Annotated in this window: 22 protein-coding genes and 1 pseudogene; 19 read left to right on the forward strand and 4 right to left on the reverse strand. The window is 49.2% G+C overall.

From position 1 onward, the window contains the following. The first annotated feature begins 48 nt into the window (after positions 1 to 48). Together lpcA and SK34_RS11895 are read left to right on the forward strand one after the other, a co-directional pair. Positions 49 to 630 (forward strand): D-sedoheptulose 7-phosphate isomerase, encoded by a 582-nt coding sequence (gene lpcA, locus SK34_RS11890; protein ID WP_003031390.1) that lies wholly within the window; start codon positions 49 to 51, stop codon positions 628 to 630. A gap of 111 nt (positions 631 to 741) precedes the next feature. Next, positions 742 to 1509: a class II glutamine amidotransferase gene (locus SK34_RS11895; RefSeq protein WP_003031388.1), complete on the forward strand. Its 768-nt coding sequence runs from the start codon at positions 742 to 744 to the stop codon at positions 1507 to 1509. On the opposite strand, the gene dpaA is transcribed toward SK34_RS11895, so the two are convergent. Then, a complete protein-coding gene (gene dpaA, locus SK34_RS11900; RefSeq protein WP_003031387.1) occupies positions 1480 to 2220 on the reverse strand; it encodes a peptidoglycan meso-diaminopimelic acid protein amidase in 741 nt (246 codons plus the stop codon). The genes SK34_RS11895 and dpaA overlap by 30 nt on opposite strands. Positions 2221 to 2568: 348 nt before the next feature. Between dpaA and SK34_RS11905 the strand changes: the two genes are divergently transcribed. Next, positions 2569 to 3330 (forward strand): C40 family peptidase, encoded by a 762-nt coding sequence (locus tag SK34_RS11905; protein WP_048233103.1) that lies wholly within the window; start codon positions 2569 to 2571, stop codon positions 3328 to 3330. A gap of 37 nt (positions 3331 to 3367) precedes the next feature. Here the strand turns inward: SK34_RS11905 and SK34_RS11910 are convergent. Beyond that, positions 3368 to 5086: pseudogene (locus tag SK34_RS11910) on the reverse strand (flagellar biosynthesis protein FlhA); the annotation flags it as partial. Here SK34_RS11910 and lafU point away from each other — a divergent pair. From lafU to dinB, 3 genes are all read left to right on the forward strand, one after another. Continuing rightward, positions 4998 to 5912 (forward strand): putative lateral flagellar export/assembly protein LafU, encoded by a 915-nt coding sequence (gene lafU / locus SK34_RS11915; protein WP_197081265.1) that lies wholly within the window; start codon positions 4998 to 5000, stop codon positions 5910 to 5912. The pseudogene SK34_RS11910 and the gene lafU overlap by 89 nt on opposite strands. Before the next feature lie 56 nt (positions 5913 to 5968). Further along, on the forward strand, positions 5969 to 6610 hold the full coding sequence (locus tag SK34_RS11920; RefSeq protein WP_003838789.1) for a hypothetical protein: 642 nt from the start codon (positions 5969 to 5971) through the stop codon (positions 6608 to 6610). A 66-nt stretch (positions 6611 to 6676) separates the two neighbouring features. Further along, positions 6677 to 7732: a DNA polymerase IV gene (gene dinB, locus SK34_RS11925; RefSeq protein ID WP_016149619.1), complete on the forward strand. Its 1056-nt coding sequence runs from the start codon at positions 6677 to 6679 to the stop codon at positions 7730 to 7732. A 100-nt stretch (positions 7733 to 7832) separates the two neighbouring features. Here dinB and pepD read toward each other — a convergent pair whose 3' ends face one another. Beyond that, positions 7833 to 9290, reverse strand: a complete 1458-nt coding sequence (gene pepD / locus SK34_RS11930; protein WP_003031381.1) for a cytosol nonspecific dipeptidase — start codon at positions 9288 to 9290, stop codon at positions 7833 to 7835. A gap of 261 nt (positions 9291 to 9551) precedes the next feature. On the opposite strand from pepD, the gene gpt reads away from it, so the two are divergent. From gpt to crl, 3 genes are all read left to right on the forward strand, one after another. Further along, positions 9552 to 10010: a xanthine phosphoribosyltransferase gene (gene gpt / locus SK34_RS11935; protein ID WP_003031380.1), complete on the forward strand. Its 459-nt coding sequence runs from the start codon at positions 9552 to 9554 to the stop codon at positions 10008 to 10010. A gap of 100 nt (positions 10011 to 10110) precedes the next feature. Beyond that, entirely contained in the window at positions 10111 to 11355 is a 1245-nt protein-coding gene (gene frsA, locus SK34_RS11940) for an esterase FrsA (RefSeq protein WP_003031378.1), read from the forward strand. A gap of 57 nt (positions 11356 to 11412) precedes the next feature. Next, complete coding sequence (gene crl, locus SK34_RS11945; RefSeq protein WP_003031376.1) at positions 11413 to 11814, forward strand: sigma factor-binding protein Crl; 402 nt, start codon at positions 11413 to 11415, stop codon at positions 11812 to 11814. A gap of 56 nt (positions 11815 to 11870) precedes the next feature. Here crl and phoE read toward each other — a convergent pair whose 3' ends face one another. Continuing rightward, positions 11871 to 12926 carry a phosphoporin PhoE gene (gene phoE, locus SK34_RS11950; protein WP_003031375.1) on the reverse strand — a complete coding sequence of 352 codons (1056 nt, stop codon included), beginning with the start codon at positions 12924 to 12926 and terminating at the stop codon, positions 11871 to 11873. Positions 12927 to 13215: 289 nt separating this feature from the next. Between phoE and proB the strand changes: the two genes are divergently transcribed. The 10 genes from proB to SK34_RS12000 all read left to right on the forward strand — a co-directional run bounded on the left by proB (position 13216) and on the right by SK34_RS12000 (position 24675). Next, positions 13216 to 14319, forward strand: a complete 1104-nt coding sequence (proB, locus tag SK34_RS11955) for a glutamate 5-kinase (protein WP_003031373.1) — start codon at positions 13216 to 13218, stop codon at positions 14317 to 14319. Positions 14320 to 14330: 11 nt separating this feature from the next. Beyond that, a complete protein-coding gene (gene proA / locus SK34_RS11960; RefSeq protein ID WP_003031370.1) occupies positions 14331 to 15584 on the forward strand; it encodes a glutamate-5-semialdehyde dehydrogenase in 1254 nt (417 codons plus the stop codon). A gap of 270 nt (positions 15585 to 15854) precedes the next feature. Next, positions 15855 to 16574: a Crp/Fnr family transcriptional regulator gene (locus SK34_RS11965; RefSeq protein ID WP_016149621.1), complete on the forward strand. Its 720-nt coding sequence runs from the start codon at positions 15855 to 15857 to the stop codon at positions 16572 to 16574. A gap of 595 nt (positions 16575 to 17169) precedes the next feature. Next, the gene (ecpA, locus tag SK34_RS11970) at positions 17170 to 17757 is read left to right on the forward strand and encodes a common pilus major fimbrillin subunit EcpA (protein WP_003031365.1); all 588 of its coding nucleotides are present in this window, start codon (positions 17170 to 17172) and stop codon (positions 17755 to 17757) included. 52 nt (positions 17758 to 17809) lie between these two features. Continuing rightward, positions 17810 to 18487: an EcpB family pilus assembly chaperone gene (locus SK34_RS11975; RefSeq protein WP_003031363.1), complete on the forward strand. Its 678-nt coding sequence runs from the start codon at positions 17810 to 17812 to the stop codon at positions 18485 to 18487. Positions 18488 to 18545: 58 nt separating this feature from the next. Continuing rightward, positions 18546 to 21038, forward strand: coding sequence for a CS1-pili formation C-terminal domain-containing protein (locus tag SK34_RS11980; RefSeq protein WP_048233105.1), 2493 nt, complete (start codon positions 18546 to 18548; stop codon positions 21036 to 21038). Between the two features lie 4 nt (positions 21039 to 21042). Further along, positions 21043 to 22659 (forward strand): hypothetical protein, encoded by a 1617-nt coding sequence (locus SK34_RS11985; RefSeq protein ID WP_008324500.1) that lies wholly within the window; start codon positions 21043 to 21045, stop codon positions 22657 to 22659. Beyond that, the gene (locus SK34_RS11990; protein ID WP_003031358.1) at positions 22656 to 23351 is read left to right on the forward strand and encodes a fimbrial biogenesis chaperone; all 696 of its coding nucleotides are present in this window, start codon (positions 22656 to 22658) and stop codon (positions 23349 to 23351) included. The genes SK34_RS11985 and SK34_RS11990 overlap by 4 nt, the downstream gene beginning before the upstream one ends. Positions 23352 to 23495: 144 nt before the next feature. Beyond that, positions 23496 to 24227, forward strand: coding sequence for a winged helix-turn-helix domain-containing protein (locus SK34_RS11995; RefSeq protein WP_016149623.1), 732 nt, complete (start codon positions 23496 to 23498; stop codon positions 24225 to 24227). Then, positions 24202 to 24675, forward strand: a complete 474-nt coding sequence (locus tag SK34_RS12000) for a hypothetical protein (protein WP_003838775.1) — start codon at positions 24202 to 24204, stop codon at positions 24673 to 24675. The genes SK34_RS11995 and SK34_RS12000 overlap by 26 nt, the downstream gene beginning before the upstream one ends. Positions 24676 to 24919: the final 244 nt, after the last annotated feature.

Genomic DNA, 24919 nt, shown 5'->3' on the forward strand with positions numbered 1-24919 from the left:
CCGGTACACTGCACCTTGTCATTTACATTCATGCTGAAGGATATCCTCATGTACCAGGATCTTATTCGTAACGAACTGAGCGAAGCGGCGGAAACGCTGGCTAATTTTCTTAAAGATGACGCCAATATTCACGCCATTCAGCGCGCGGCGGTCCTGTTGGCAGACAGCTTTAAAGCCGGCGGTAAGGTACTCTCTTGCGGTAACGGCGGTTCCCATTGCGACGCGATGCACTTTGCCGAAGAGCTGACCGGACGCTATCGTGAAAACCGTCCTGGTTACCCTGCTATCGCTATCTCTGACGTCAGCCATATCTCCTGCGTCAGCAACGATTTCGGTTACGATTATGTGTTCTCTCGCTACGTAGAAGCCGTGGGTCGTGAGGGAGATGTCCTGTTAGGCATCTCGACTTCGGGTAATTCCGGTAACGTAATTAAAGCGATTGCCGCAGCGCGTGAGAAAGGGATGAAAGTTATCACCCTGACCGGTAAAGATGGCGGCAAAATGGCGGGCAGCGCGGATATCGAAATTCGCGTGCCGCACTTTGGCTACGCTGATCGTATTCAGGAAATTCATATCAAAGTGATCCATATCCTGATCCAGTTGATCGAAAAAGAGATGGTTAAACCATAAGAAGACGATTGCCGGATGGTGGCTGAAGCCTTATCCGGCCTACATGAGCGCCATGTAGGCCTGATAAGCGCAGCGCCATCAGGCAGTTCACGGTTTTAAGGTAGGTGATGTATGTGCGAACTGCTCGGGATGAGCGCCAATGTGCCAACCGATATCTGCTTTAGCTTCACCGGGCTGGTCCAGCGCGGCGGAGGTACCGGGCCGCACAAAGACGGCTGGGGTATTACGTTTTATGAAGGTAAGGGCTGCCGTACGTTTAAAGATCCGCAACCCAGCTTTAATTCGCCTATCGCCAAACTGGTACAAGACTATCCCATCAAATCCTGTTCCGTGATTGCCCATATTCGTCAGGCGAATCGTGGAGAAGTAGCGCTGGAAAATACCCATCCATTTACCCGTGAACTATGGGGACGTAACTGGACGTATGCCCATAACGGGCAACTCAGCGGTTATAAATCACTGGAGACCGGTAATTTCCGCCCGGTCGGTGAAACCGACAGCGAAAAAGCCTTCTGCTGGCTGCTCCACAAGCTGACGGAGCGTTATCCGCGCACGCCAGGCAATATGACGGCGGTGTTTAAATATATCGCGATGCTGGCAGGAGAACTGCGGGAGAAGGGCGTCTTCAACATGCTGTTGTCTGACGGACGTTATGTGATGGCCTTCTGCTCGACCAATTTGTTTTGGATCACGCGGCGTGCGCCGTTTGGCGTGGCGACATTGCTGGATCAGGATGTGGAGATTGATTTTAGCTCAGAGACCACACCCAATGATGTGGTCACCGTGATTGCCACTCAACCGTTAACCGGCAATGAAACCTGGCAAAAGATTATGCCAGGCGAGTGGGCATTATTTTGTCTCGGGGAGCGCGTAGTTTGATGCCAGTTGCGGCTGAACCACTTCGTGACTCAACGGCTTGCTGACGACGTAACGGCCATCGACGACGGAAACGGTCGGTGGCTTACGCGTTTGTTCGAAGTAATCGTATCCCGGTTTTAGCTGCGACCAGAACTCTTTGTAATACGAGAACTTATGGCGCTGCATGTTGGCATCGGTCATGCGGAACGGATAAATGCTGACCTGCACACTGGATTGCCCGAACACCAGCGCGCCGGTGACAAACTGGAAAATCTCATCAATGCCGTTGTCGGTCATTGCGTAGCAGCCGACGGAAACACAGGCGCCGTGGATCATCAGGTATTTACCTTCATAACCGTGTGCGCGATCGTAGGCATTAGGGAAACCAATGTTAATCGCTTTATAGAAGCGGCTATCCGGTTTCAGCTGTCCACGCTGAACGCTGTAAAATCCTTCCGGACTTTTGAAATCACCCTGACGCTGTTTCGGCCCTAAGCCACCGGAATAATTACAGATCTTATAACTGTCGAGCAATTGATACTGTTCGCCCATCTTGACGTACAGATCCAACGTTCGCTCTTCTTTGAAGATCTGGATATAAACGGGGGAGCCCATTAATTGCTGCTTATATTCTTTGCTGACAGGCGTAGTCGGGCTGCTGCTGCTCAGCAAACCGGCAAATGAAACGCACGGCAATAAAAGCATCGCAAGAAAAAATGCGATTTTACGCATACTGCTTATTCCTTGATAAAACGATCACACACGCCAGGACGGCAAAAGAGTCCCCAAATCGGATAAATCTGGATCTGGAGCGCTCACATTATCACCCAGAGAGTTTTTCGCAAGTCTCTCTTGCTGCGTTTACACTTTAGATTTTCTTTATACGGATAATTGTGCTTAAAGTCTGTCAGACACTGGCGTATTTTGCGGGTGAGCGACCGTCATTGAGCCCTATTAGTGCAAAATTCCTAATGTATTGAATTTAAAAAATTAATACTTTAATAATCAAATATTAAAATGGAATACCCGGTAATAGCGGTAGACTGCGCGGAACGTGTTTGATTAGGTATTTTTGTTTTCATGTCTTTTGTCTCTGCACCCCGACGCTTTTTGCCGGGTCTGCTGTCTTTGTGTGTTGTATTGTCCTCACCGTCTGTCGCCAAAGTTCAGCCCCTCTTATCTGACGCCCATGTAAGCTATGCGGCGCACTTGCGGATGCGTAACCGCGCCCGGCTGCTGAAGCAGTATCACGCACAGGTAAAAAAGCAGGCAAGCTACGTGGTGGAAGGCAACGCAGAAAGTAAAAGCGCGCTGCGCCAGCAGAACCGAGCGCTGATTAAACAGCACCCGGAGTGGTTCCCTGGCCCACTAAAAGCCAGCGACCATCGCTGGCAGGAACTGGCTGAGAATGACCATTTTCTCAGTAGCAATCATCTACACAATATCACTGAAGTGGCCATCCACCGACTTGAGCAACAGCTCGGTAAACCCTATTTGTGGGGCGGTACCGATCCGGATGAAGGGTTTGACTGTAGCGGGCTGATTTTTTATGCCTACAACAAAATCCTGGCAGCAAAATTGCCCCGGACAGCGAATGAAATGTATCACTATCGACGGGCTACTATTGTCGCTAACCGCGATCTTCGCCGTGGTGATTTAGTGTTCTTTCATATTCACAGCCGGGATATTGCCGATCATATGGGCGTCTATTTGGGGCAGGGACAATTTATTGAATCACCACGGACAGGAGAAACAATTCGGGTGAGCAATTTATCCGATGACTTCTGGCAGGATCATTATCTTGGCGCTCGTCGTATTCTTACGGAAAATACGATTCTGTAATCAAAAAGGCGGTGTAATGACACCGCCTCGGCAGGCGTTAACTTAACGCCCCCATGATCTTTAATTCCAGTTCATCCGGAACTTCGTTATAAGACAACACCTGTAGGCCCGGGGCAAACAGGCGCGCATAGCGCGCGAGCAAAGGACGTAACTGCGGCGCGACCAGCAGCACAGGCTCTTTCCCCGCCGCTTTCATCTGTTCTTTTATCTGCGGCATATTGGTCTGAAACTGATTCAGCATATTGGGATCGACCGGCACGCTATCCAGCACCACTTTTCCACTTTGCTGAGCCTGATTCACCACATTCGCCAGCAGATTCTCCAGTTCACTGTTCAGCGTATATACGGCCAGCTCATCTTTGCGCACAAACGGGTGGGTAATGCTGCGACGGAGCGCCAGGCGCACATCGGCCGTTAACAAAATATGATCTTTGGTCACGGTGCTACTGGCGACAAGTACGGTGGCTATGGTGACGATATCGCGCAATGACACACCTTCGATAAGCAGCGCCCGGTACACTTTCAAGAGCTGGCTGTAATTCAGCGCTGCGCTCAAATCTTCCGCCAGACGTGGCGCCATAGAAGAGAGGCGGTTATGCAACTGCGTAATATCATCGTAATTAAACAGCTCTGGAATATAGTTACGAATGATCTTATTCACATGCGTCGCAATGACGCTGGCACTATCAATAACCTGGTACCCCATATTTAACGCTTTAGCTTTTTGCGCCGGAACAATCCAGGTGACCGGCATACCATAGGCCGGATCGTGGCCTAAAACACCGTCGATCTCGCCATAGGTTTCACTGGAGGGCAGCGCCATCAGCTTATCTGCGGGAATATCGGCTTCATCGGCCTTGATCCCATTGATAAAAATGGCGTACTGGGTGGGTTTAAGGCGGAAGTTTTCGCGAATGCGAATTTCCGGTAACAACACGCCGTTGCTGTCTGAGATCACCTGTCGCACACCGCGAATGCGTTGAGTGAGCGGATTCCCTTTGGATTTATCGACCAACGACACCAGCTTATATCCCAGGCTCAGGCTGATAGGTTCTATTAAGGGGATAGTTTCCCAACTGACCTGCTGCTCGGTGGTTTCAGCGATGGTTTTGGTCAGCGTTTCGAGATTTTTCTCTTCGGTCTCAGCCACCTTCGGTCGCTTGCTCATGCGCCAGGCGGTGAATCCCAGCAGGGCGCTGAAAATCAGGAAGGGGAAATGCGGCATCCCCGGCACCACTGCCAGCACAAACATAATGCTGGTGGCGGTATACAGCACGGAGGGGCTGGCCAGCAGTTGGCTACGTACGTCCGTGGCAATATCGCCGCTGTCGCTTACGCGGGTGACGATGATCGCTGCAGCTGTCGACAACAGCAGAGAAGGGATCTGGGCGACCAGGCCGTCACCGATGGTCATCAGTACGTATTGCTGGAAGGCGGCTTCGGCGCTTAAATCGTATTTAAAGATCCCGATACAGACGCCGCCGATCAGGTTGATAGCCAGGATCATCATCCCGGCGATGGCATCGCCGCGCACGAACTTTGACGCACCATCCATCGCGCCATAGAAATCCGCTTCGCCCGCTACGTCTTTACGTCGCGCTTGCGCCTGCGCCTGATTAATCAGTCCTGCGTTCAGATCGGCGTCGATCGCCATCTGCTTACCGGGCATGGCGTCCAGCGTAAAGCGGGCAGAAACTTCGGAGATACGCTCCGCACCTTTGGTCACCACGATAAAGTTAATTGTGAACAGCGTCAGCAAGGCTGACCGAGAAAATATTGTGGCGGCGCTGCACGGCCAGTCAATCTTTAACGGTGGCGGTATGGCACCTTTAAACAAGCTGGGCAAGCAGCCGATAGCGCCGGGTGCGCAGAAGAAAAACGTCACGCGCAACAAGCTGGATAAAACGGTTACCCCGCAAGAGACGGCGAAGATAACAGAAGATAACGCCAAAAAAGCGCTGGATGTAAATGAAAAAGCGGTGTTGCTGAAGCAAAAATCAGCGCGTGAATTGGGTGAGCTGGCGACCGATATTAACGTCATTGCCCGCAACGCACATATGGAAACCAACCTCGAGATGGAGATTGTTCCTCAGGGGTTGCGCGTACTGATTAAAGATGACCAGAACCGGAATATGTTTGAACGCGGCAGCGCCAAAATTATGCCGTTCTTTAAATCGCTGCTGGTTGAGCTGGCCCCCGTGTTTGACTCGCTGGACAACAAGCTCATCATTACCGGACATACGGATGCGATGAGCTATAAGAGCAACATTTACAACAACTGGAATCTCTCCGGCGACCGTGCTTTGTCAGCACGACGCGTGCTGGAAGATGCCGGCATGCCGCAGGATAAAGTCATGCAGGTTAGCGCCATGGCGGACCAAATGCTGCTGGATGCGAAAAACCCGGAAAGCGCAGGCAACCGCCGTATTGAGATCATGGTGTTAACGCAAAGTGCTTCCGATACGCTGTATCAATATTTTGGTCAGCACGGCGAGAAAGTGGTTCAGCCACTGGTTGATAAGCTGGACAAACAAAAGCAGGTGACTTCTTTACGTCAGCCCTCTGTTCCCGTCACTCATTAATTCTGTTTTCCGCCCCCCACGCAACGTGGGGGCAAATTATCCCTCAGGAAGGTAATGTGATAGATGTAACCCATATTATTCCATTGGATATTCATACTGATAATGTCACTGATGGGGCTTGTCAGGGCGCGCATTTCGACCCGGTTTCAGGTATCTGGTACACCGAGCCTCATGTGTTAAATGAGGGGCTTCGTGACTATGTCTACAACACCGACAGTTTTAACATCGTTGCGCCGTACTATCTGGTGATTACCTCGAAGATGCACTGCTGGAGCTGCCACCAGCTCACCCATATTCACGGGGTGATGTTTACCCGCTTTATCAGAAAAGATCAGGATGGCAAAGGCTGGCAATCTATTCGGCGGAATACCTTTCTGTTCCACATTAATTCTCTGCCTGAAGAGATACAAAAGAACATCAAAGCCAGCAATTACTATCTGGATAAAAGTAAAACTACCGGGCTACGTTACTGGATGAATCATTGTGAAATTTGTGGAGAACGTCTGGGCGACTATGAGCTTTTCTGCGTGGAAAATGATGCATTTCGCCTGATGACGATCGAAAAACTGCTGCGGGCAAAGATTCGCAAAGTGAATAAGCTTTTTGTCAGTACGGCGGGTAATCCCGCAGAACATAAGATCACGGACATCGTGCGTTACCTGTGCGATGCACGCTTCGTCATGAATGGTCCGGCCTAAGGCATAAACAGACTTCTCACAACATAAAAATACTGTATACTTAAACAGTGTTGTGGGAGGCGAGCGATGCGCAAAATCATACATGTCGATATGGACTGCTTTTTCGCGGCGGTGGAAATGCGCGACAACCCCGCCTTGCGTGATATTCCCATTGCTATTGGCGGCAGTCGTGAACGTCGGGGAGTCATCAGCACGGCCAATTACCCGGCGCGCAAATTTGGTGTGCGTAGCGCAATGCCGACCGGAATGGCGTTAAAACTGTGCCCGCATCTCACGTTATTACCTGGTCGTTACGAGGCCTATAAAGAAGCTTCCCGCCAGATTCAGGCTATTTTCTCCCGCTATACCTCGCTGATAGAACCGCTTTCGCTGGATGAAGCCTATCTGGATGTGACTGACAGCACTCACTGCCATGGCTCAGCTACGCTGATCGCTCAGGAGATCCGCCAGACAATTTTTGCCGAGCTACAGTTAACCGCCTCTGCCGGAATTGCGCCGGTCAAATTTCTGGCAAAAATAGCCTCCGATCTCAACAAACCCAATGGGCAATATGTGATTACCCCTGCCGATGTTCCTGAATTTCTCAGAACATTACCGTTAGGCAAAATTCCCGGCGTTGGCAAAGTCTCTGCCGCTAAGCTGGAAGCGATGGGGTTGCGAACCTGCGAGGATGTTCAGAAATACGACCTGGCCATGTTGCTCAAACGTTTTGGTAAGTTTGGTCGCGTGTTGTGGGAACGTAGCCAGGGCATTGATGAGCGCGACGTCAACAATGACAGACTGCGCAAATCAGTCGGCGTCGAGCGTACTTTGGCAGAAGATATTCATGAGTGGGCTGAATGTGAGGAGATTATTGAGCGGCTATATCCCGAACTGGAACGACGTCTGGCCAAGGTAAAACCGGATCTGTTGATCGCCCGGCAGGGAGTAAAACTCAAGTTTAATGATTTTCAGCAAACCACGCAGGAGCACGTCTGGCCGCGCTTAAGTAAAGATGACTTAATTGCGACGGCGCGCAAAACCTGGAATGAACGTCGGGGAGGGCGGGGCGTAAGGCTGGTGGGATTACACGTCACGCTGTTGGATCCACAGCTGGAAAGGCAACTACTGTTGGGGCTGTGATGTTGATGTATTGCCGGATGGCTGCGTAAAAACTATATCCGGCCTACAAATCAGCATGTAGGCCGGATAAGCACAGCGCCATCCGGCGTTTAGCGCAGACTTACTTCGCCGGAATAGACTTCAGCAGTTCAGTCAGCAGCGTCCAGTAATGGCCGACGCTTTCGATATGAACCTGTTCATCCGGGGAGTGCGGGCCGGTGATGGTTGGCCCGATGGAAACCATGTCCATATCTGGATACGGTTTCTTGAACAGACCACATTCCAGACCTGCGTGGATGATTTGGATGTTAGGCGTTTTGTTGAACAGACGCTGATAGGTTTCACGAACCAGGTGCATAACCGGAGAGTTGGCATCCGGCTGCCAGCCTGGATATCCGCCTTTTGCCTGGGTTTTCGCGCCAGCCAGTTTACCCAGTGAATCCAGCATGCTCACCACGTAGTCTTTACCGCTGTCGATCAGAGAACGAATGAGGCAGTGAATTTCAACGTTGTCGTCAGTCATGGTTACAACGCCGACGTTCAGGGAAGTTTCTACCACGCCTTTGGCGACGTCGGAGTTGCGGATAACACCGTTCGGGGTGGCGTTCAGCAGACGCACAAAGCTGTCACGAGACTCAGCGGTCAGCGCGGCTTTGTCTTGAGTAACGGCATCCAGCAGCAGAGCCAGGTTCTTCTCTTTGGCTTCCAGTTCGTTTTTCAGGATTTCCTGATAGGTGTTGACCAGCGCTTTTAACGCATCAACTTTATCTGCAGCCACGGCCAGGGTGGCAAAGGCTTCACGCGGAATTGCGTTACGCAGCGTACCGCCGTTGAAATCAACCAGACGCAGATCCAGCTCTTCAGCGTGGCCCGCCAGGAAGCGTACCAGCAGCTTGTTCGCGTTACCGAGACCCACGTGGATTTCGCCGCCGGAGTGGCCGCCTTTCAGGCCTTTTAACGTCAGCTTAAAGCTCTGGAAGCCAGCAGGGATTGCTTCACGGGACAGCGGCAGGTTGGAGGTAAAGTCGATACCGCCTGCGCAACCCATGTAGATCTCACCTTCTTCTTCTGAGTCGGTGTTGATCAGGATATCTGCCTGTAGCCAGTTAGCCTGCAGACCAAACGCGCCATCCATACCTGCTTCTTCGGTCATGGTCAGCAGCACTTCCAGAGGACCATGTACCACGCTGTCATCAGCCAGAACGGCCAGCGCGGACGCCATACCGATACCGTTATCCGCACCCAGCGTGGTGCCACGGGCTTTTACCCATTCGCCATCAATATAAGGTTGGATAGGATCTTTGGTGAAGTCGTGCACGGTGTCGTTGTTTTTCTGCGGGACCATATCCAGGTGCGCCTGCAGAACGACCGGTTTGCGGTTTTCCATGCCTGCGGTAGCGGGTTTGCGAATCAGGATATTACCGACTTGATCGCGCTCGACGTGGAAACCTTTTTCCTGGGCCCAGCTCAGAATGTGTTCAGCGAGCTGCTCTTCATGATAGGACGGATGAGGAATAGAACAGATTTTGGCAAAAATATCCCATAGCGGTTGCGGGGATAATTGAGACAGTTCAGACACGTTGAGTCTCCTTGGCGATGTCCTACAAAACTTGCTTGCAGGCCACGGGGTTAGCAGAATTAAAAACACCACAAGTCAGGCTTGCGCGATGCGATTGAGAATACCACTTTCTCCGCTGACGGCTAGCATAAAGCATGCAAAAAGAGGCGCGGATTCCGCGAAACACTGGTTTTTAGTGCGTCAGATCTCTATAATCTCGCGCAACCTATTTCCCCCTCGAACACTTTTTAAGCCGTAGATAAACAGGCTGGGACACTTCACATGAGCGAAAAATACGTCGTCACCTGGGACATGTTGCAGATCCATGCACGTAAACTGGCAAGCCGCCTGATGCCTTCTGAACAATGGAAAGGCATTATTGCCGTTAGCCGTGGTGGTCTGGTACCGGGCGCATTGCTGGCGCGTGAATTGGGTATTCGTCATGTCGATACCGTATGCATCTCCAGCTACGATCACGACAACCAGCGCGAACTGAAAGTGCTGAAACGTGCCGAAGGCGACGGTGAAGGTTTCATCGTAATCGATGACCTGGTTGACACCGGTGGTACCGCCGTTGCGATCCGCGAAATGTATCCTAAAGCGCATTTCGTTACTATCTTCGCTAAGCCGGCAGGTCGCCCGCTGGTGAATGATTATGTTGTTGATATCCCTCAGGATACCTGGATTGAGCAGCCGTGGGATATGGGCGTGGTGTTCGTCCCACCGATCTCTGGTCGCTAATCTAAAAAGTTTTCAACGCCTGGCAACTGCCGGGCGTTGTTCTTTTTGTGCAGTGTCAGGTTACACTATGCCTTAGTGAGTACTCATGGAGGCTGCAATCATGTCACAGGCTAACCTCAGCGAAGTCCTGTTTAAACCCCGCTTCAAACACCCTGAAACGTCAACGCTGGTTCGTCGTTTTAATCACGGCGCGCAGCCGTCCGTACAATCTGCCCTGGATGGTAAAACCATTCCCCACTGGTATCGCATGGTGAATCGTCTGATGTGGATCTGGCGTGGCGTCGACCCGCGTGAAATCCTTGAGGTGCAGGCACGTATCGTGATGAGCGAAGCCGAGCGTACGGATAAAGAACTCTACGATACGGTTATCGGCTATCGCGGTGGGAACTGGATCTATGAGTGGGCGAAGCAGGCGATGGACTGGCAACAGAAAGCGTCTATGGAAGAGGATCCGCAGGTGAGCGGACGCCACTGGCTGCATGCGTCTACGTTGTACAACATTGCCGCTTACCCACACCTGAAAGGCGATGAGCTGGCAGAACAGGCACAGGCTTTGGCCAATCGCGCCTATGAAGAGGCCGCGCAGCGACTGCCGGGGACGTTGCGCGAGATGGAATTTGCCGTTACTGGCGGCGCGCCAATCACTGGATTCCTGCATATGCCAAAAGGCGACGGTCCGTTCCCGACGGTGCTGATGTGCGGTGGCCTCGATTCCATGCAAACGGATTATTACAGTCTGTATGAGCGCTACTTTGCTCCACGTGGCATTGCCATGCTGACGCTGGATATGCCGTCGGTTGGGTTCTCATCAAAATGGAAACTGACTCAGGATTCCAGCCTGCTGCATCAGCACGTATTAAAAGCGCTGCCTAATGTTCCCTGGGTGGATCACACTCGCGTGGCGGCCTTCGGTTTCCGCTTTGGCGCTAACGTAGCGGTACGTCTGGCATATCTGGAATCATCACGTCTGAAGGCGGTGGCCTGTCTGGGACCAGTGGTTCATGCGCTGCTTAGTGACCCGCAGCGTCAGGCGAGCGTCCCGGAAATGTATCTTGATGTACTGGCTAGCCGCCTGGGGATGCATGACGCCTCCGATGAAGCGCTGCGCGTTGAGCTTAATCGCTATTCATTAAAAGTGCAGGGCCTGCTGGGGCGACGTTGCCCGACGCCAATGCTTTCGGGGTTCTGGAAGAACGACCCGTTTAGCCCGGAAGAAGAGTCACGTTTAATCACATCTTCATCTTCAGACGGTAAGCTACTGGAGATCCCCTTCAATCCGGTGTATCGCAATTTTGACAAAGGGTTGCAGGAAATAACCAGTTGGATCAATCAGAGATTGTGTTAAAAGTTTGCTAAATTTTATCGATTTGGTAAAACAGGTGCTTCACCTAAGGAGATCGTAATGACGTTACCGAGTGGGCATCCGAAAAGTAGATTGATCAAGAAATTCACCGCGCTTGGCCCGTACATCCGGGAAGGGCAGTGCGAAGATAATCGATTTTTTTTCGATTGTCTGGCTGTTTGCGTCAACGTGAAACCCGCCCCTGAGAAACGCGAGTTCTGGGGCTGGTGGATGGAACTGGAGGCGCAGGAAAAACGCTTCACGTATAGTTATCAGTTTGGTTTGTTTGATAAAGACGGTAACTGGACTGCGGTGCCGGTGAAAGAGACTGAAGTGGTAGAGCGACTGGAATACACCTTACGTGAATTCCATGAAAAATTACTTGGCTTGTTAACGACGCTGAATCTGGCGCTGGAACCTGCTGACGACTTTAAGGATGAACCGGTTAAGTTAACGGCATAATGAACAGTGAAAAGCCGGATGGCGGCGCAACCCCATCCGGCTTTTTTTATGCTATATCAAAACTGGTAGACCATACCGACGGCAACGATATTATCATCGTTGATGCCCAGCTTATTATCGCTATCGAGCTGGTTGATTTTATAATCGACAAACGCGGACATATTTTTGTTGAAATAGTACGTTGCGCCGAGATCAATATAATTCACCAGATCTTCATTGCCGACGCCTTCAATATCTTTCCCTTTAGACAGCACATAACCCAGTGACGGACGCAGACCAAAGTCAAACTGGTACTGAACTACCGCTTCGAAGTTCTGTGTTTTATTAGCAAAGCCACCGGAAATTGGCGTCATATTGCGCGTTTCAGAATAGAACGTTGCAATATAAATATCGTTAGCATCATATTTTAAGCCAGTTGCCCAGGCTTCTGCTTTATCGCCTGTACCGCGAGTTTGCAGATTCTGCTGGTTAGTACGATCGGAGTTGGTATAAGCGCCGCTCACCGCAAAGTCGCTGCCGCCAAAGTCATAGGTAACGGAAGTACCAAAACCGTCGCCGTTCTGTTTTTTCACATCGCGGTCCTGGTTTTTACCCTGATATTGCAGGGTCAGATCCAGGCCATCCACGACGCCGAAGAAGTCGGTGTTACGGTAAGTTGCCAGGCCGCTGGCACGTTTGGTCATAAAGTTATCGGTTTGTGCGGAGGAGTCGCCGCCGAATTCCGGGAACATATCGGTCCATGCTTCCACGTCATACAGCGCACCCAGGTTACGGCCATAATCAAACGAGCCAAAATCTTTTAATTTCACACCGGCGAAGGCCAGACGTGTTTTTTGTTGGTTAGAATCGCTTTCAGCTTTATTGCCGGCGAATTCAGCCTCCCAACGACCATAACCGGTCAGTTGATCGTTAATTTGCGTTTCGCCTTTAAAACCTAAACGGATATAGCTTTGGTCACCATCTTTGCTGTCATAATCCGTCATGTAATGCATGGCTTTTACTTTGCCGTATAAGTCCAGTTTATTACCGTTCTTGTTATACACTTCCGCAGCCTGTACGGATGCCGACGCAACAATTCCCATCACCACTAATGCCAGAGTGCTCTTTTTCATTTTCATTCCTGATTAAAAGTACGCGCTAATATTCACTGGGTGTGATCCCCGTTAAAAGACAGGAGGGTTTTTAACGTCTGGCAATGAACGTTTTATGACAAAGTAAGAATATTTTTAAAAAAGGATGTTTTTTTGTTTCTGTAATAAATGCGTCAAAATCTGCCGCTACGCTTGCTGATCCTGCGCAATAAAATTTCATGCTTTGTGCGCTGGTTGTTGGCAACCGGGGCCAGTCCTGCTAAAACGTTCGTTTGATATCATTTTCCCCAATTTTGAATGGCAGAGAATCATGAGTGACAGCCAGACGCTGGTGGTAAAACTTGGCACCAGTGTGTTAACGGGCGGATCCCGCCGCCTGAACCGCGCCCACATCGTAGAACTGGTTCGCCAGTGCGCGCAGCTCCATGCCGCAGGGCATCGTATTGTTATTGTTACCTCAGGCGCGATTGCCGCCGGACGTGAGCATCTTGGTTACCCTGAACTCCCGGCAACGATAGCCTCGAAACAGCTGTTGGCAGCGGTAGGGCAGAGCCGACTGATTCAACTATGGGAACAGCTTTTCTCGATTTACGGTATTCATATCGGGCAGATGCTGCTGACGCGTGCGGATATGGAAGACAGAGAGCGCTTCCTCAATGCCCGCGATACCCTGCGCGCGCTGCTGGATAACAACATCGTTCCGGTCATTAATGAGAACGATGCGGTGGCGACCGCTGAAATTAAAGTGGGTGATAACGACAACCTCTCAGCGCTGGCGGCAATTCTGGCTGGAGCCGATAAGCTGCTGCTGTTGACCGATCAGCAGGGCCTGTTCACCGCCGATCCGCGCACCAATCCGCAGGCGGAGCTGATCAAAGACGTGCACGGTATTGATGATGCGCTGCGCGCCATTGCCGGAGACAGCGTCTCGGGTCTGGGAACCGGCGGGATGGGAACAAAACTGCAGGCCGCCGATGTCGCGTGCCGCGCCGGGATCGACACCATAATTGCCGCAGGCAGCAAACCGGGCGTCATTGGCGACGTGATGGAAGGCGTTTCCGTTGGGACGCGTTTTCATGCTCAGGCATCTCCACTGGAGAACCGTAAACGCTGGATCTTCGGCGCGCCGCCTGCCGGAGAAATTACTGTTGATGAGGGCGCTACCGCAGCGATTCTGGAACGCGGCAGCTCATTATTGCCAAAAGGCATTAAAAGCGTGACAGGCAACTTCTCTCGTGGTGAAGTGATCCGCATCTGCAATCTCGAAGGGCGTGATATTGCCCACGGCGTCACCCGCTATAACAGCGATGCGCTGCGCCGTATTGCCGGACATCACTCACAACAGATCGACACCATCCTGGGCTACGAATACGGCCCGGTCGCTGTCCATCGTGACGACATGATCACCCGTTAAGGAACAGGCATATGCTGGAAAAAATGGGCATTGCTGCCAAAGCCGCGTCATATAAGCTGGCGCTGCTCTCCAGTCGCGAAAAAAATCGCGTACTGGAAACCATTGCTGATGAGCTGGAAGCGCAAACCGAAAGCATCCTCAGCGCAAACGTACAAGATGTTGAGCAGGCGCGAGCCAACGGCCTGAGCGATGCGATGCTAGACCGCCTGGCCCTGACGCCAGCGCGTCTGAAAGCGATTGCTGACGATGTACGCCAGGTGTGTAATCTCGCCGACCCAGTCGGGCAGGTGATTGACGGTGGGCTGCTGGACAGCGGTCTGCGTCTGGAGCGTCGTCGCGTCCCGCTGGGCGTGATTGGCGTAATTTATGAAGCGCGCCCAAACGTCACCGTTGACGTTGCCTCCCTGTGCCTGAAAACCGGCAATGCCGCGATCCTGCGCGGTGGGAAAGAGACCTACCGGACGAACGCTGCCACCGTGGCGGTTATCCAAAAGGCGCTGGAAGCCTGCGGTTTACCCGCGGCTGCCGTACAGTCGATTGATAACCCGGACCGCGCACTGGTCGCTGAGATGCTACGGATGGATAAGTACATCGATATGCTGATCCCTCGTGGGGGCGCGGGCCTGCACAAGCTGTGTCGTGAGCAGTCGACTATCCCGGTCATCACCGGCGGCATTGGCGTATGTCATATCTATGTTGATGATACCGCGGAGATCGCCCCGGCCCTGAAGATTATCGTCAATGCCAAAACCCAGCGTCCGAGCACCTGCAACACCGTAGAAACTCTGCTGGTGCATCAGGATATCGCCGCGCGTTTTCTGCCAGCATTGAGCCAGCAGATGGCACAAAGCGGCGTAACTCTGCACGGAGACGAAATGGCGCTGGCTACATTGAAGGCAGGACCTGCTAATGTGGTTGCGGTGAAAGCTGAAGAGTATGACGACGAGTTTCTGTCGCTGGATTTGAACGTGAAAATCGTCACCAGTCTGGATGATGCCATCGCCCACATCCGCGAGCATGGTACCCAGCATTCCGATGCGATCCTGACGCGTACGCTACGCAACGCCGATCGTTTTGTGAATGAAGTCGATTCTTCAGCTGTGTACGTTAACGCCTCTACGCGTTTTACCGATGGCGGCCAGTTTGGACTGGGCGCGGAAGTGGCGGTAAGTACGCAAAAACTGCACGCGCGTGGCCCAATGGGGCTGGAAGCACTGACTACATACAAATGGGTTGGTTTCGGCGACGACACGATCCGTGCGTAATTGAAAACGGGCGATTCCATAATAGCACTCTGATTTTCAAGGCTATTAAGGCATCGCCCTGTTAATTCCAACCTTCACTCCACTGCCACATTTTTCTATCCTGCGTTTTAACATCATCAGTCTGGTTTTGACCCATGCGTCCCTGTGCCAGAAAGGCGATGTATCACAGAATTTTCCCTGCCAGCATGAATTTTCCTGGTCTTCAGTTCACGTATTGTTCCCATGGCCCGATCTATTAGAATCAGTCTCATTTTTATGAGGAGTTGTTGCGTGAAATCGGATATTCACAAACATCGCATTCCTGTAGTGCCGCTCGGCAACCCGTTTCCCCCCCGCCATTGTTCGCTGTGTCCAAAGGGAGCGGCAATTGATCGTGATAATCAACACCGATTAATAGACAAAAGAAGAAGGTTTAAAGCAGGGGAGATACTCGCCCGGCAGGATGAAGCCGCAAACATGCTTTTTGTTATTCACGAGGGATACTGCAAGTCCAGCGTGGAATGCGGTGATAACGATTTTATCAGTCGCTTTTATGTTCCGGGAGATATCATGGCGCTGGATGCTGTCGAAGGGGGGAAGTACCTGACAACGATTAAGGCGGCAACGGCTGCGGAGGTATGTCATATCGATATTGCGCGGTTGTTCAAAGTAGCAGAAAAGGATCCGTCGGTTGCTGCCGCAGTCATCAAGTTTCTCTGCAGGGACAATGGATTCATTGTTGAAAAACTGCGGCGCTATGCGAATAAACATGCTGAGGCCAGGATCGCTGCTTTTCTGGTGGAGTTTTACGAGATGCATTTACGTATTGGCAGGCCAGAAACGACGCTTCACTTGCCATTCTCCCGGGAGGAAATTGCCAGTTATCTCGACCTTAAAATTGAAACCGTTAGCCGGTCATTTAAATCCCTCGAACAACAAAATTTGATTACCCTACATCGGGTGCGAACGGTAACACTTAATAGTTATTTGGGATTAAAAGGTTTCAGCTAAATCTCTCCTGTTGAGCGTTATATAACTCTTGATATTCCAGGAATATTCTTTTTATATGGAAAATTCCTGGTTTTATTTCTGTGAAATAATTATCAATTCGAATACTAATCCTCCAGCTTGGCGATTATTTTATAAGAATATTCCCCCTCATATGAATATTTCATGAGAATTTTCTTGTGAAGTTAAAAAATTAGCATAATTGCAACAAATAATAAGCATTATAGAGAAAATATGGAGGCGTTAATTATCTTTATGTTTTGTAAGGGTTTTGCTTAGGTGGTATTTGTATGATCTTTTTGATATTTATCAAAAACATAAAAAAGATGAATTGTTTGGTATTGCTTGTTTGTATGGGTGATAATTCTGAAACAAGGCACATTTCAAGTAATTCTGTCTTAGGATACTTCTTAGATAAATTTTTTTGTGGGAAAATTCTTAGTTTTTTGTAATTTTTGCGTTTCAGGGTTTGTTGAGATGTTACTTAATTCAAATGATAATTTTTTGGCGCGGCAATTCTGGCTCGCAATTAATGGAACCGCTGGAGTGACTTAAAAATAAGACTCGGTGGTGAGTTTGTTCTTAGGAGAAGATAAAAATGAAAAAATTATTATTAGTAACCTCTCTGGCTTCTGTATTTGTTGCAGCAAATGCAATGGCAGACGTTACTGCTTCTGCAACTGCCTCGTGGGACGCGACGGCAACAAAAGATACCACCAGTATGTTGGTTGTCACCCCGCTGAACTCTTTGACTTTCCAGTATGCTGAAGGACTGAAAGCCTTCAACTCTCAGGACGGTGCTTTTGATGTGACTATTCAGGGTCAGGAAACGGCAACTGATTTTGAGCTGACTGCTCAGATCATTAGTAACACGCTGACCAACGCCAGTGGCGATGCGTCTACCCTGAACGTAGGGGTGGCATGGAATGGCACCGCGCTGACTAACTCATCAGATACTGTCCTGGTTAACTCCAGCTCGACTTCTGGTCTTGAAAGCCTGATGGCTGATGGCGCTTATAACGGTGCTGCTCGTGTCAGCGATCAATCCAACTTCAAATTCACCATCGCGTCAGCGACTTCTGATGGTAGCCAGGCAGTAACGGATTACTCTGCTCTGCCAGACGGCTATTGGACTGGCGATGTAAAAGTACAGTTTAATGCAACCTGGACGACTCCGTCTGCCTAAGTAATAAAAATTCGGGAGAATTTTTTCTCCCGAATTTATCAGGAATGGCGTCATGAAAAAATATTTACCGGCAGTGATGTTGGTAGGGTTAGTAGCATCTTTTCCCGGATGGGCAATTAATGTGGGTGAAATCACATCGATAATGACTTCTGCTGAGAGTTCATTATCGAAAGAAATTACTAATACAACTGATGCGGCGCGTTATGTCAGTGTTTCGGTAAAACAATTGTCATCACCTTTGGCGGGGGGAGTCGAAATAAAGCCTGTCAATTCCGGAGAGTTACTTTCTACACCTGCCAATCTTATTCTTCCTGGTCAAGCAAAGGATGTTTTCCGCTTCTTTTATAAAGGACCAGCAGATGATCTCGAACGTTATTATCGTCTGCAATGGATAGATGAGCCGGTCACCGAGAGCGCGGAAACCCGGGCGAATAAAATGGCGGTAGCAACAGCGTCGGCAGAAATTGGCACTATTCTGGTGGTCGCGCCGCGAAAAGAACGTTTTGAATATAGCCGAAATGGCGATGTTATTACCAATACTGGCAATGTTTCGTTTCGTGTGATCGCCTATGGCGCCTGTAAGGATAAGGCTCGCGATCAGGGACGAGGTTGTCGCGAACGCTATTACATTATGCCAGGTACAAAAATAAAACTGCAGTTCACCGACATTAGTAATAGCCGCTCACGCATTGGTATCTGGCACGGTAAGCAGTTTATTACAGTGAAGTGATGGTCAATAGCAGCCATCTGTACGGGATAAATAAAAATACCGGATTGTAAGGATGCATATGACAACAAAATATATTGTCGGCGGTAGCATTTGTCTTTTTCTTGCGCTGACACCAGGAACTTCACATGCAGCCCCAGTAAAAGTGGGTAATTACGTTATTCCCAGCGCTTTCGCCCGTTCACTGGAGCAGGGAATGACGGTGCCGGTATATATTCGTTACAACGAGACTGACGAGAAAAGTCAGCAAAAAATTGCCGATGCGATGATTTCGCTTGTTGATGGCAATATTACAGTTAAAGCCCTGACTCTTGCTGAATTGCCTAATAATGCCGTGTTATCTGGAAAAACTCGTGCGTTGGTAGAAAAAATTCGTGATGTGAAATTTCACGATAACACCAATATCGAGCTATCGGACAATGCACGCCTGCAACTCAACGTCTCTTCATTTCACCTGGAGATGATAGTCAGCAAAGATGCGTTAACTGAAGCGATTGTCGCACGCAGTAGCCTGCTTGGACCTTCCAGCGTGGAGTCTCTCTCTAACGTCCTGAATTATAACTTTGGTACCTACTACAACGATTATCATAATGGCAGCAGTACCCGCAGCTATCTGACGGTGGACAATACAACATCGCTGCGTGAGCACCATATCAATATTAACGGTTCGTTTTACGGCATCGGCGACAGCAACGGCACCAGTAAACTCTATCGTGCGATGTATGAGCGTGATTATGACGGGTATCGACTGGCGCTCGGGATGCTCGACACCTGGAACGTGCAGTCTATTGCTAGTTTGAATGCGTTGAATGGTGGGAAAATTTACGGTGTGAGCTACGGAAACAAAGGAAGTACGGTTGTTGAGAATACCGCGCTTTCACTCACGCCGATTACCGTATTTTTGCCAGCCGCTGGCGAGGTTCATGTCTTCCGTGATGGGCGTTTGCTCAGCGTGCAGAACTTTAATATGGGCAGCTATGAAATTGATACCAGTCGCTTTCCGTATGGTGTTTATGACGTCACGGTAGATATCGTGGTCAATGGCCGGACAATTAATAGTCGTATTAGCAGGGTTAATAAAATCTTTGCCCGCCAACAAGCCGCCGGGATTGATCAGCTTTCGTGGCAACTGTTTGGTGGCTCACTGGATTATGACCGTGTGAGTTACAAGCGAAATCATTATCAAGATTTGGGCAACGAGCAGACCTGGATTGCCGGGGGGGCCGCATCGATGACGCTGGCGATATTATCGGGGCTGGGCCTGAAATCCACGCTCTACGGTTTTGACAACAATGCGGTTAATGAAACGGATGTCACGCTCAATGTGAATGAATACGTAAGTATTGGCAATCAGACGCTAGTGGCGAACGATTCGTCATGGCGAAATATCAGTAACATCAACCTTAATGTCCCTGAGGGATACGGTTCCCTATGGGCATCTCGTGAAGACAGTAAAATTGGCGATCGTCTGCCTTTACAGGAGCGTGATAATTATTCCATTGGCGGGACTCTTAACCTCGGAAAGTTTATTCCTCATGGGGGCTCGCTCACCGTGAGTCAGACGGAGAATCGCTACTCGGGAAATAAATATCGTAATCTGGACTACAGCACGACCCTTTATTCAGGCAGGTATGCCACGGTTGGGTTGCGTGCAGGTATTCAGCGTTATTACTACAACAATCGGAATGACGATGGGCGACAGGAACGTTATGTCAGTCTGGATTTATCGTTGCCGTTGGCGACCTGGTTGAGCATGGGCGTCTCCCGGGATCGTTATGGCAGTACTCAGGGTAATCTCAGCGCGCGTAAGCAGTATGCTGAGGGCCCGATTAAATCGGTCGGATTGTCGGCATCAACGCGTCTGAGTGGCGAACAATATTACGACAATAATTATTCGGTAAACGGCAATTTGAGTTATGACACGAAATATAACGCCGGCACCGTATCGGTAACGCGTTCTGCTGACAACTCCACCAATATGAACTTCTCTTCTCAAGGTTCTCTGGCGTGGGCAGGTAAAGATTTCGGCCTGAGTAAAGAGCGGCAGCGGTCCGGCATCATTGTGAAAACAGATTTGACCGGTGAAGGGAAACTAGCTGCGAAGATTAATAACCGCAATTATCTTCTCAGCGGTAAATCAAATTTCATTGCACTGCCGCCCTATGCTCAGTACAAGCTGGAAATCCTCAATGATAAAAACTCTGAGGACAGCTTCGATATTGTTTCAGGACGCAAACAGGAGCTGACGCTATATCCGGGTAACGTGGGTGTTATCAATCCTGAAGTGAAAAGCATGGTCACTGTATTCGGGCGCATTCGTTATCCCGATGGACAATTGGCTGCAAATACCGATATCCATAACCACATCGGTAAAACGCGTACGGATGAAAAGGGTGAGTTTGCTATCGATATCGATAAAAAGTATCCGGTCATCACGTTAATTTCAGCCAATGGCAGCATATGCGAAGCCGATCTTGATTTGGAAAAAGCACGCGGCGCAGCGTGGGTTGGCGATGTGAAATGTGCAACGCAAACCACGATGGCGCAGAGGTAATAAAATGAAAGTATTAATTAAATTAGCTACTGTAATCTGTGCCGTAGGGAGTTTTTCACCTGTGCCTGCTTTGGCGTTGAATGCAATCTCTTCCGGCTCAGTTAGCAATAACTATTTGTTTATCGAAAATGCCATTGATAGTGAATACTTTATTACCCCATCGGCACTTGATCCGCGTTTCAGCGGGTCAAACACGTGGATAAAATACGGTACCTCTCAGGTGAGTCTCGGGTATTTAGGTTTTGTCGGCTGGACTGCGCCTGGAAATTATTATCAGGACATGTGGATTGATAACTCCCCGATTAACGGGCCTTTCCGGGGAATCCGTTGTTATAGTGGCACCCAATGCCCATCAACCGGGTTTATTGCCGGATTGGGCACTGACAAAAACGGTTTTTATCATGCGCAGGTCGGCTCTGTCGCAGGCGTTATTGGTGGCGCCTACGGATTCGCTTCCCTGACCGATACTGCTTATGAGTACTTTCGCAATGTGCCTACCGGTAGCAGCGAAACCTACGTGTTCAACCGCTGTTATACTTCTGTAAATTATGATTATTCTTCCGGGCAACGGTGCAAAGACCAATCGACAGGATCATGGAATTACGTCAATTACACGTTAACTAAACGCGGTCATCTGTCACTTGTCTCGACTAACGCATTTCAGGAGCTTTGGGTTGCCAGCGACGGTACGCCGAGCATCACCAAAGACTCTGGTTATTGCGAACTTGGCGTGGTAGGCGGTACTGACGGTGTGATTTGCAAAATGGTGAGTTATAACCTGCAACAAACGGCCAATCTGACCGCCTCCTTGACGTTTCGCGCTTTTGTCGATACGGCGATGCTTGGTTTTACGCCCGGAGCGGCCACCGTGAGATACTCCGGGAATGGTTCAAACTGGTATAACTATGGTACTTCAACTGCTTATTACAACGTTTTTACGACCTCCGGAGAATACATTTATATTTTTCTGTCAAAAGCATTTTTGAAGAATCTTGTCGATTCAGGGATCAGCATTACTAACAGTCAGCCCTTTACCTTCGGCTTTTATAATGGCTTAACACCAGAGTCAGGACACTACCAGTTTACCCCTTCGCTACAGCTCAATATTGTGCCGAAGGAGTATGGGATCAGTATCGTCTCTTCGGACAACACAGCTTCTGCGAGCGGTAGTGGCACGATTGGCGATGCCGCTCCTATAGAAATGGAGTACACCGTAACCGTCTCAGGTCCCCGTCAAGCAGACAGTATTACCGCGCAAGTTATTGGGGAAAGTACGACGATAAACAGTGTCCCTTACTGTCTGTTTACGTCTGCGCAAGGCGGGCTGTCCGTCCCCATTCCCGCTTTTCTGCAGTACAACAGTCAGTCGGGGGGCGTGGTGCAAAAACGAAATAGCTGCAGTGAAGCGGCAGTCAGTATGAGAGATGCGCAGTGGCAACAGACGCCCTGGGACGCAAATAACAATGACGATGGAAGCTATTATGCTACTGATTTGAAATTGCTTTTCCCAATGAATGATTCACGTTCGATGTTAACCGTTTCCGGCGCTGACTGGGAAGGTGTCGTCAGCGCCAGTGGAGAGATAAAAGTCACGGCGAATTGGGTGGGAGTGACGCCATGAACCGCCGTCGTCTGGCGCTTAGATGGGTATTTATTCTACTTTCCGGTCTGACAGCATTCTCTACACAGGCAGTCTACCTGGAGTCGACCATTTATGAGATGCCATCGGATAAAGCATTTATCAGTAAACGAATCTATAACGATAGCCAGAAACAGAATTTATACAGTATCGGCGCAGTAAAAATTGACAAGCCGGGACCGGGAGGTGAAAACAGAAGTGCTATTGCTGAAGGCGAACTTCTGTTTACTCCGCTGAATTTTTCACTGGCTCCGCAGGCGAGTGAGTTTTTTAAGATTTTCTACCGCGGGCCGCAGGATGATAAAGAACGCTATTACCGAATTCTGTTTCGTGAAATGCCGATCACGCTGTTTACCGAACGTAATCAAGGGAAAGGCGGGCAGGCTCTCCCGGTGATCGCTATGGACACCATATTGGTTGTTCGCCCGAGAAACATAAATCTGGCCTACACCATTGATGAGGCTAACGGAACACTGAAAAACACTGGGAATACTTTTTTTAAAATCATCGTACACCAAGGGTGCAATTCAACCGATGATGAAGCCACCATGCGTTATGTGTTGCCGGGTGAAACCTGGCGTAGTAGTGAGCTCAAAACAAAAAACCGAAAGTTTATCGTAGCGTTGCAGAAATACATCCCAGTAGGTCAGGGGTGCTTCAAACTCAATCAATAGTAAGCATTGAGTCTGATCCGATATGTCATGGTTAGATATCGAACCTATACTGTAACTATCTTTATACAATGCAGTATTCAGCTCAGCACAGATGAAACTTTGGTCATTTGTACTCCATGTCACGGTATTCAAGAGTCAGGCAGTATGAAAAGTATAATTAATGATCAGGTTGAGTACGATTCCACCAGAAAAAGCCTGAAACATCGCGATACTACAATAATCCTTTCGGCATCTACAGCGAGACTACTTGAGCTATTCATTGCCCATAAAAATCAACAACTCCATCGTGAGTTTATCATTGAAGAAGTATGGAAAAAGCATGGCATGGCCCCATCGGGTCATAGCCTTAATAAAAGTATCAGTATATTGCGAAAAGCATTTAGTGAGTTGGGGGCCGATAATCCCATTGAAACATTGCCCCGGCAGGGATTTTTGTTCCATGCTTCGGTCAATGATGAACAGTCATCTTTCAGTGGAGATGTACCTGTTCGTTCGGTAACAGAAACGGTGAACTCACCCGCAACACCGAAACGCAAAAATATTGTTCTGTTCATTTTATTGTTTGCCTTTCTTGGGAGCTCTGTTTTGATATTGCCAGCTCTTAATTCAGGTGCCACGAATTTTATCTATATCAGGGCAATAGGTGATTGTGAACTTTATACTGCCGATGACAATAATGCTGATAAAACGAAAGCGTTTTTATCTTCTGATATGTGGCGAAAAATAAATGCGACTTGTCATGATGGCAAGAAAACAATTGTTTTTTATGATGATAATAATTTATCGGCAGGTAATGATCTTAAAGAGAATTTTTTGGGGATCTGTACGCTGGATAAAGGAGGGGCTGCCCGTGAATGCGAAAATTATCTTTATTAGCGGGGCGATCTTTCTTGCGGTGATAACAGCATACTTTTTTTATCGCCATCAAGAACCTGAGACGCTGACCTGCTCTGCCAAGAATTACCTGCATCTGGAGGCGCAAACTCAGGGCGTAAAAATTGAAGGTGAAGTTCTGTTGGTTTTTCGTATTTCTTCCGCTACCGAAGGGCGGGTATCCCAGATAGGGAGCCTTAATATTCAGGGTAAGCACTATGCTGTAGATCGTAATGTTGTCCTGAATTTTATTGGCAAAGACCGTGACGGATATCTGCAGACTCGTCGCTTGGCTATTGTCAAAAATAAAAATGACAATGTTCCCGATGACATTACCGAACTGCTTATGTCTCAACAGGATATTTTCTATTATAAGGTCATCCGTATCGCAGGAAATGTCTATGCAATAAGAGATCTGCGACGTACGCTCATGGTTTGTCGGGCAGCATAAATCAAGGTAATGTGTTAGTATTTTGATTTTTGTGGTTGTATATTTTGTCGTTGCTTGCATTCGTGGTTTTTTGTTTTGCCTTGTAGTGAAAATGAGTAAAAGGATTTGTACTGATGAAAATTAGGAATTTTCCTTTTTTGATATTTAAAATGGATTTACCATTTAATGGGAATACGCATATGGATAATTGTGATTATAAACTCTGAAATTACGTGATATGGCTTATGGATAAAGTTAATTCACG

Origin of the sequence: Citrobacter sp. MGH104, assembly GCF_001034485.1 — a bacterium.
Lineage (GTDB): Bacteria > Pseudomonadota > Gammaproteobacteria > Enterobacterales > Enterobacteriaceae > Citrobacter > Citrobacter freundii.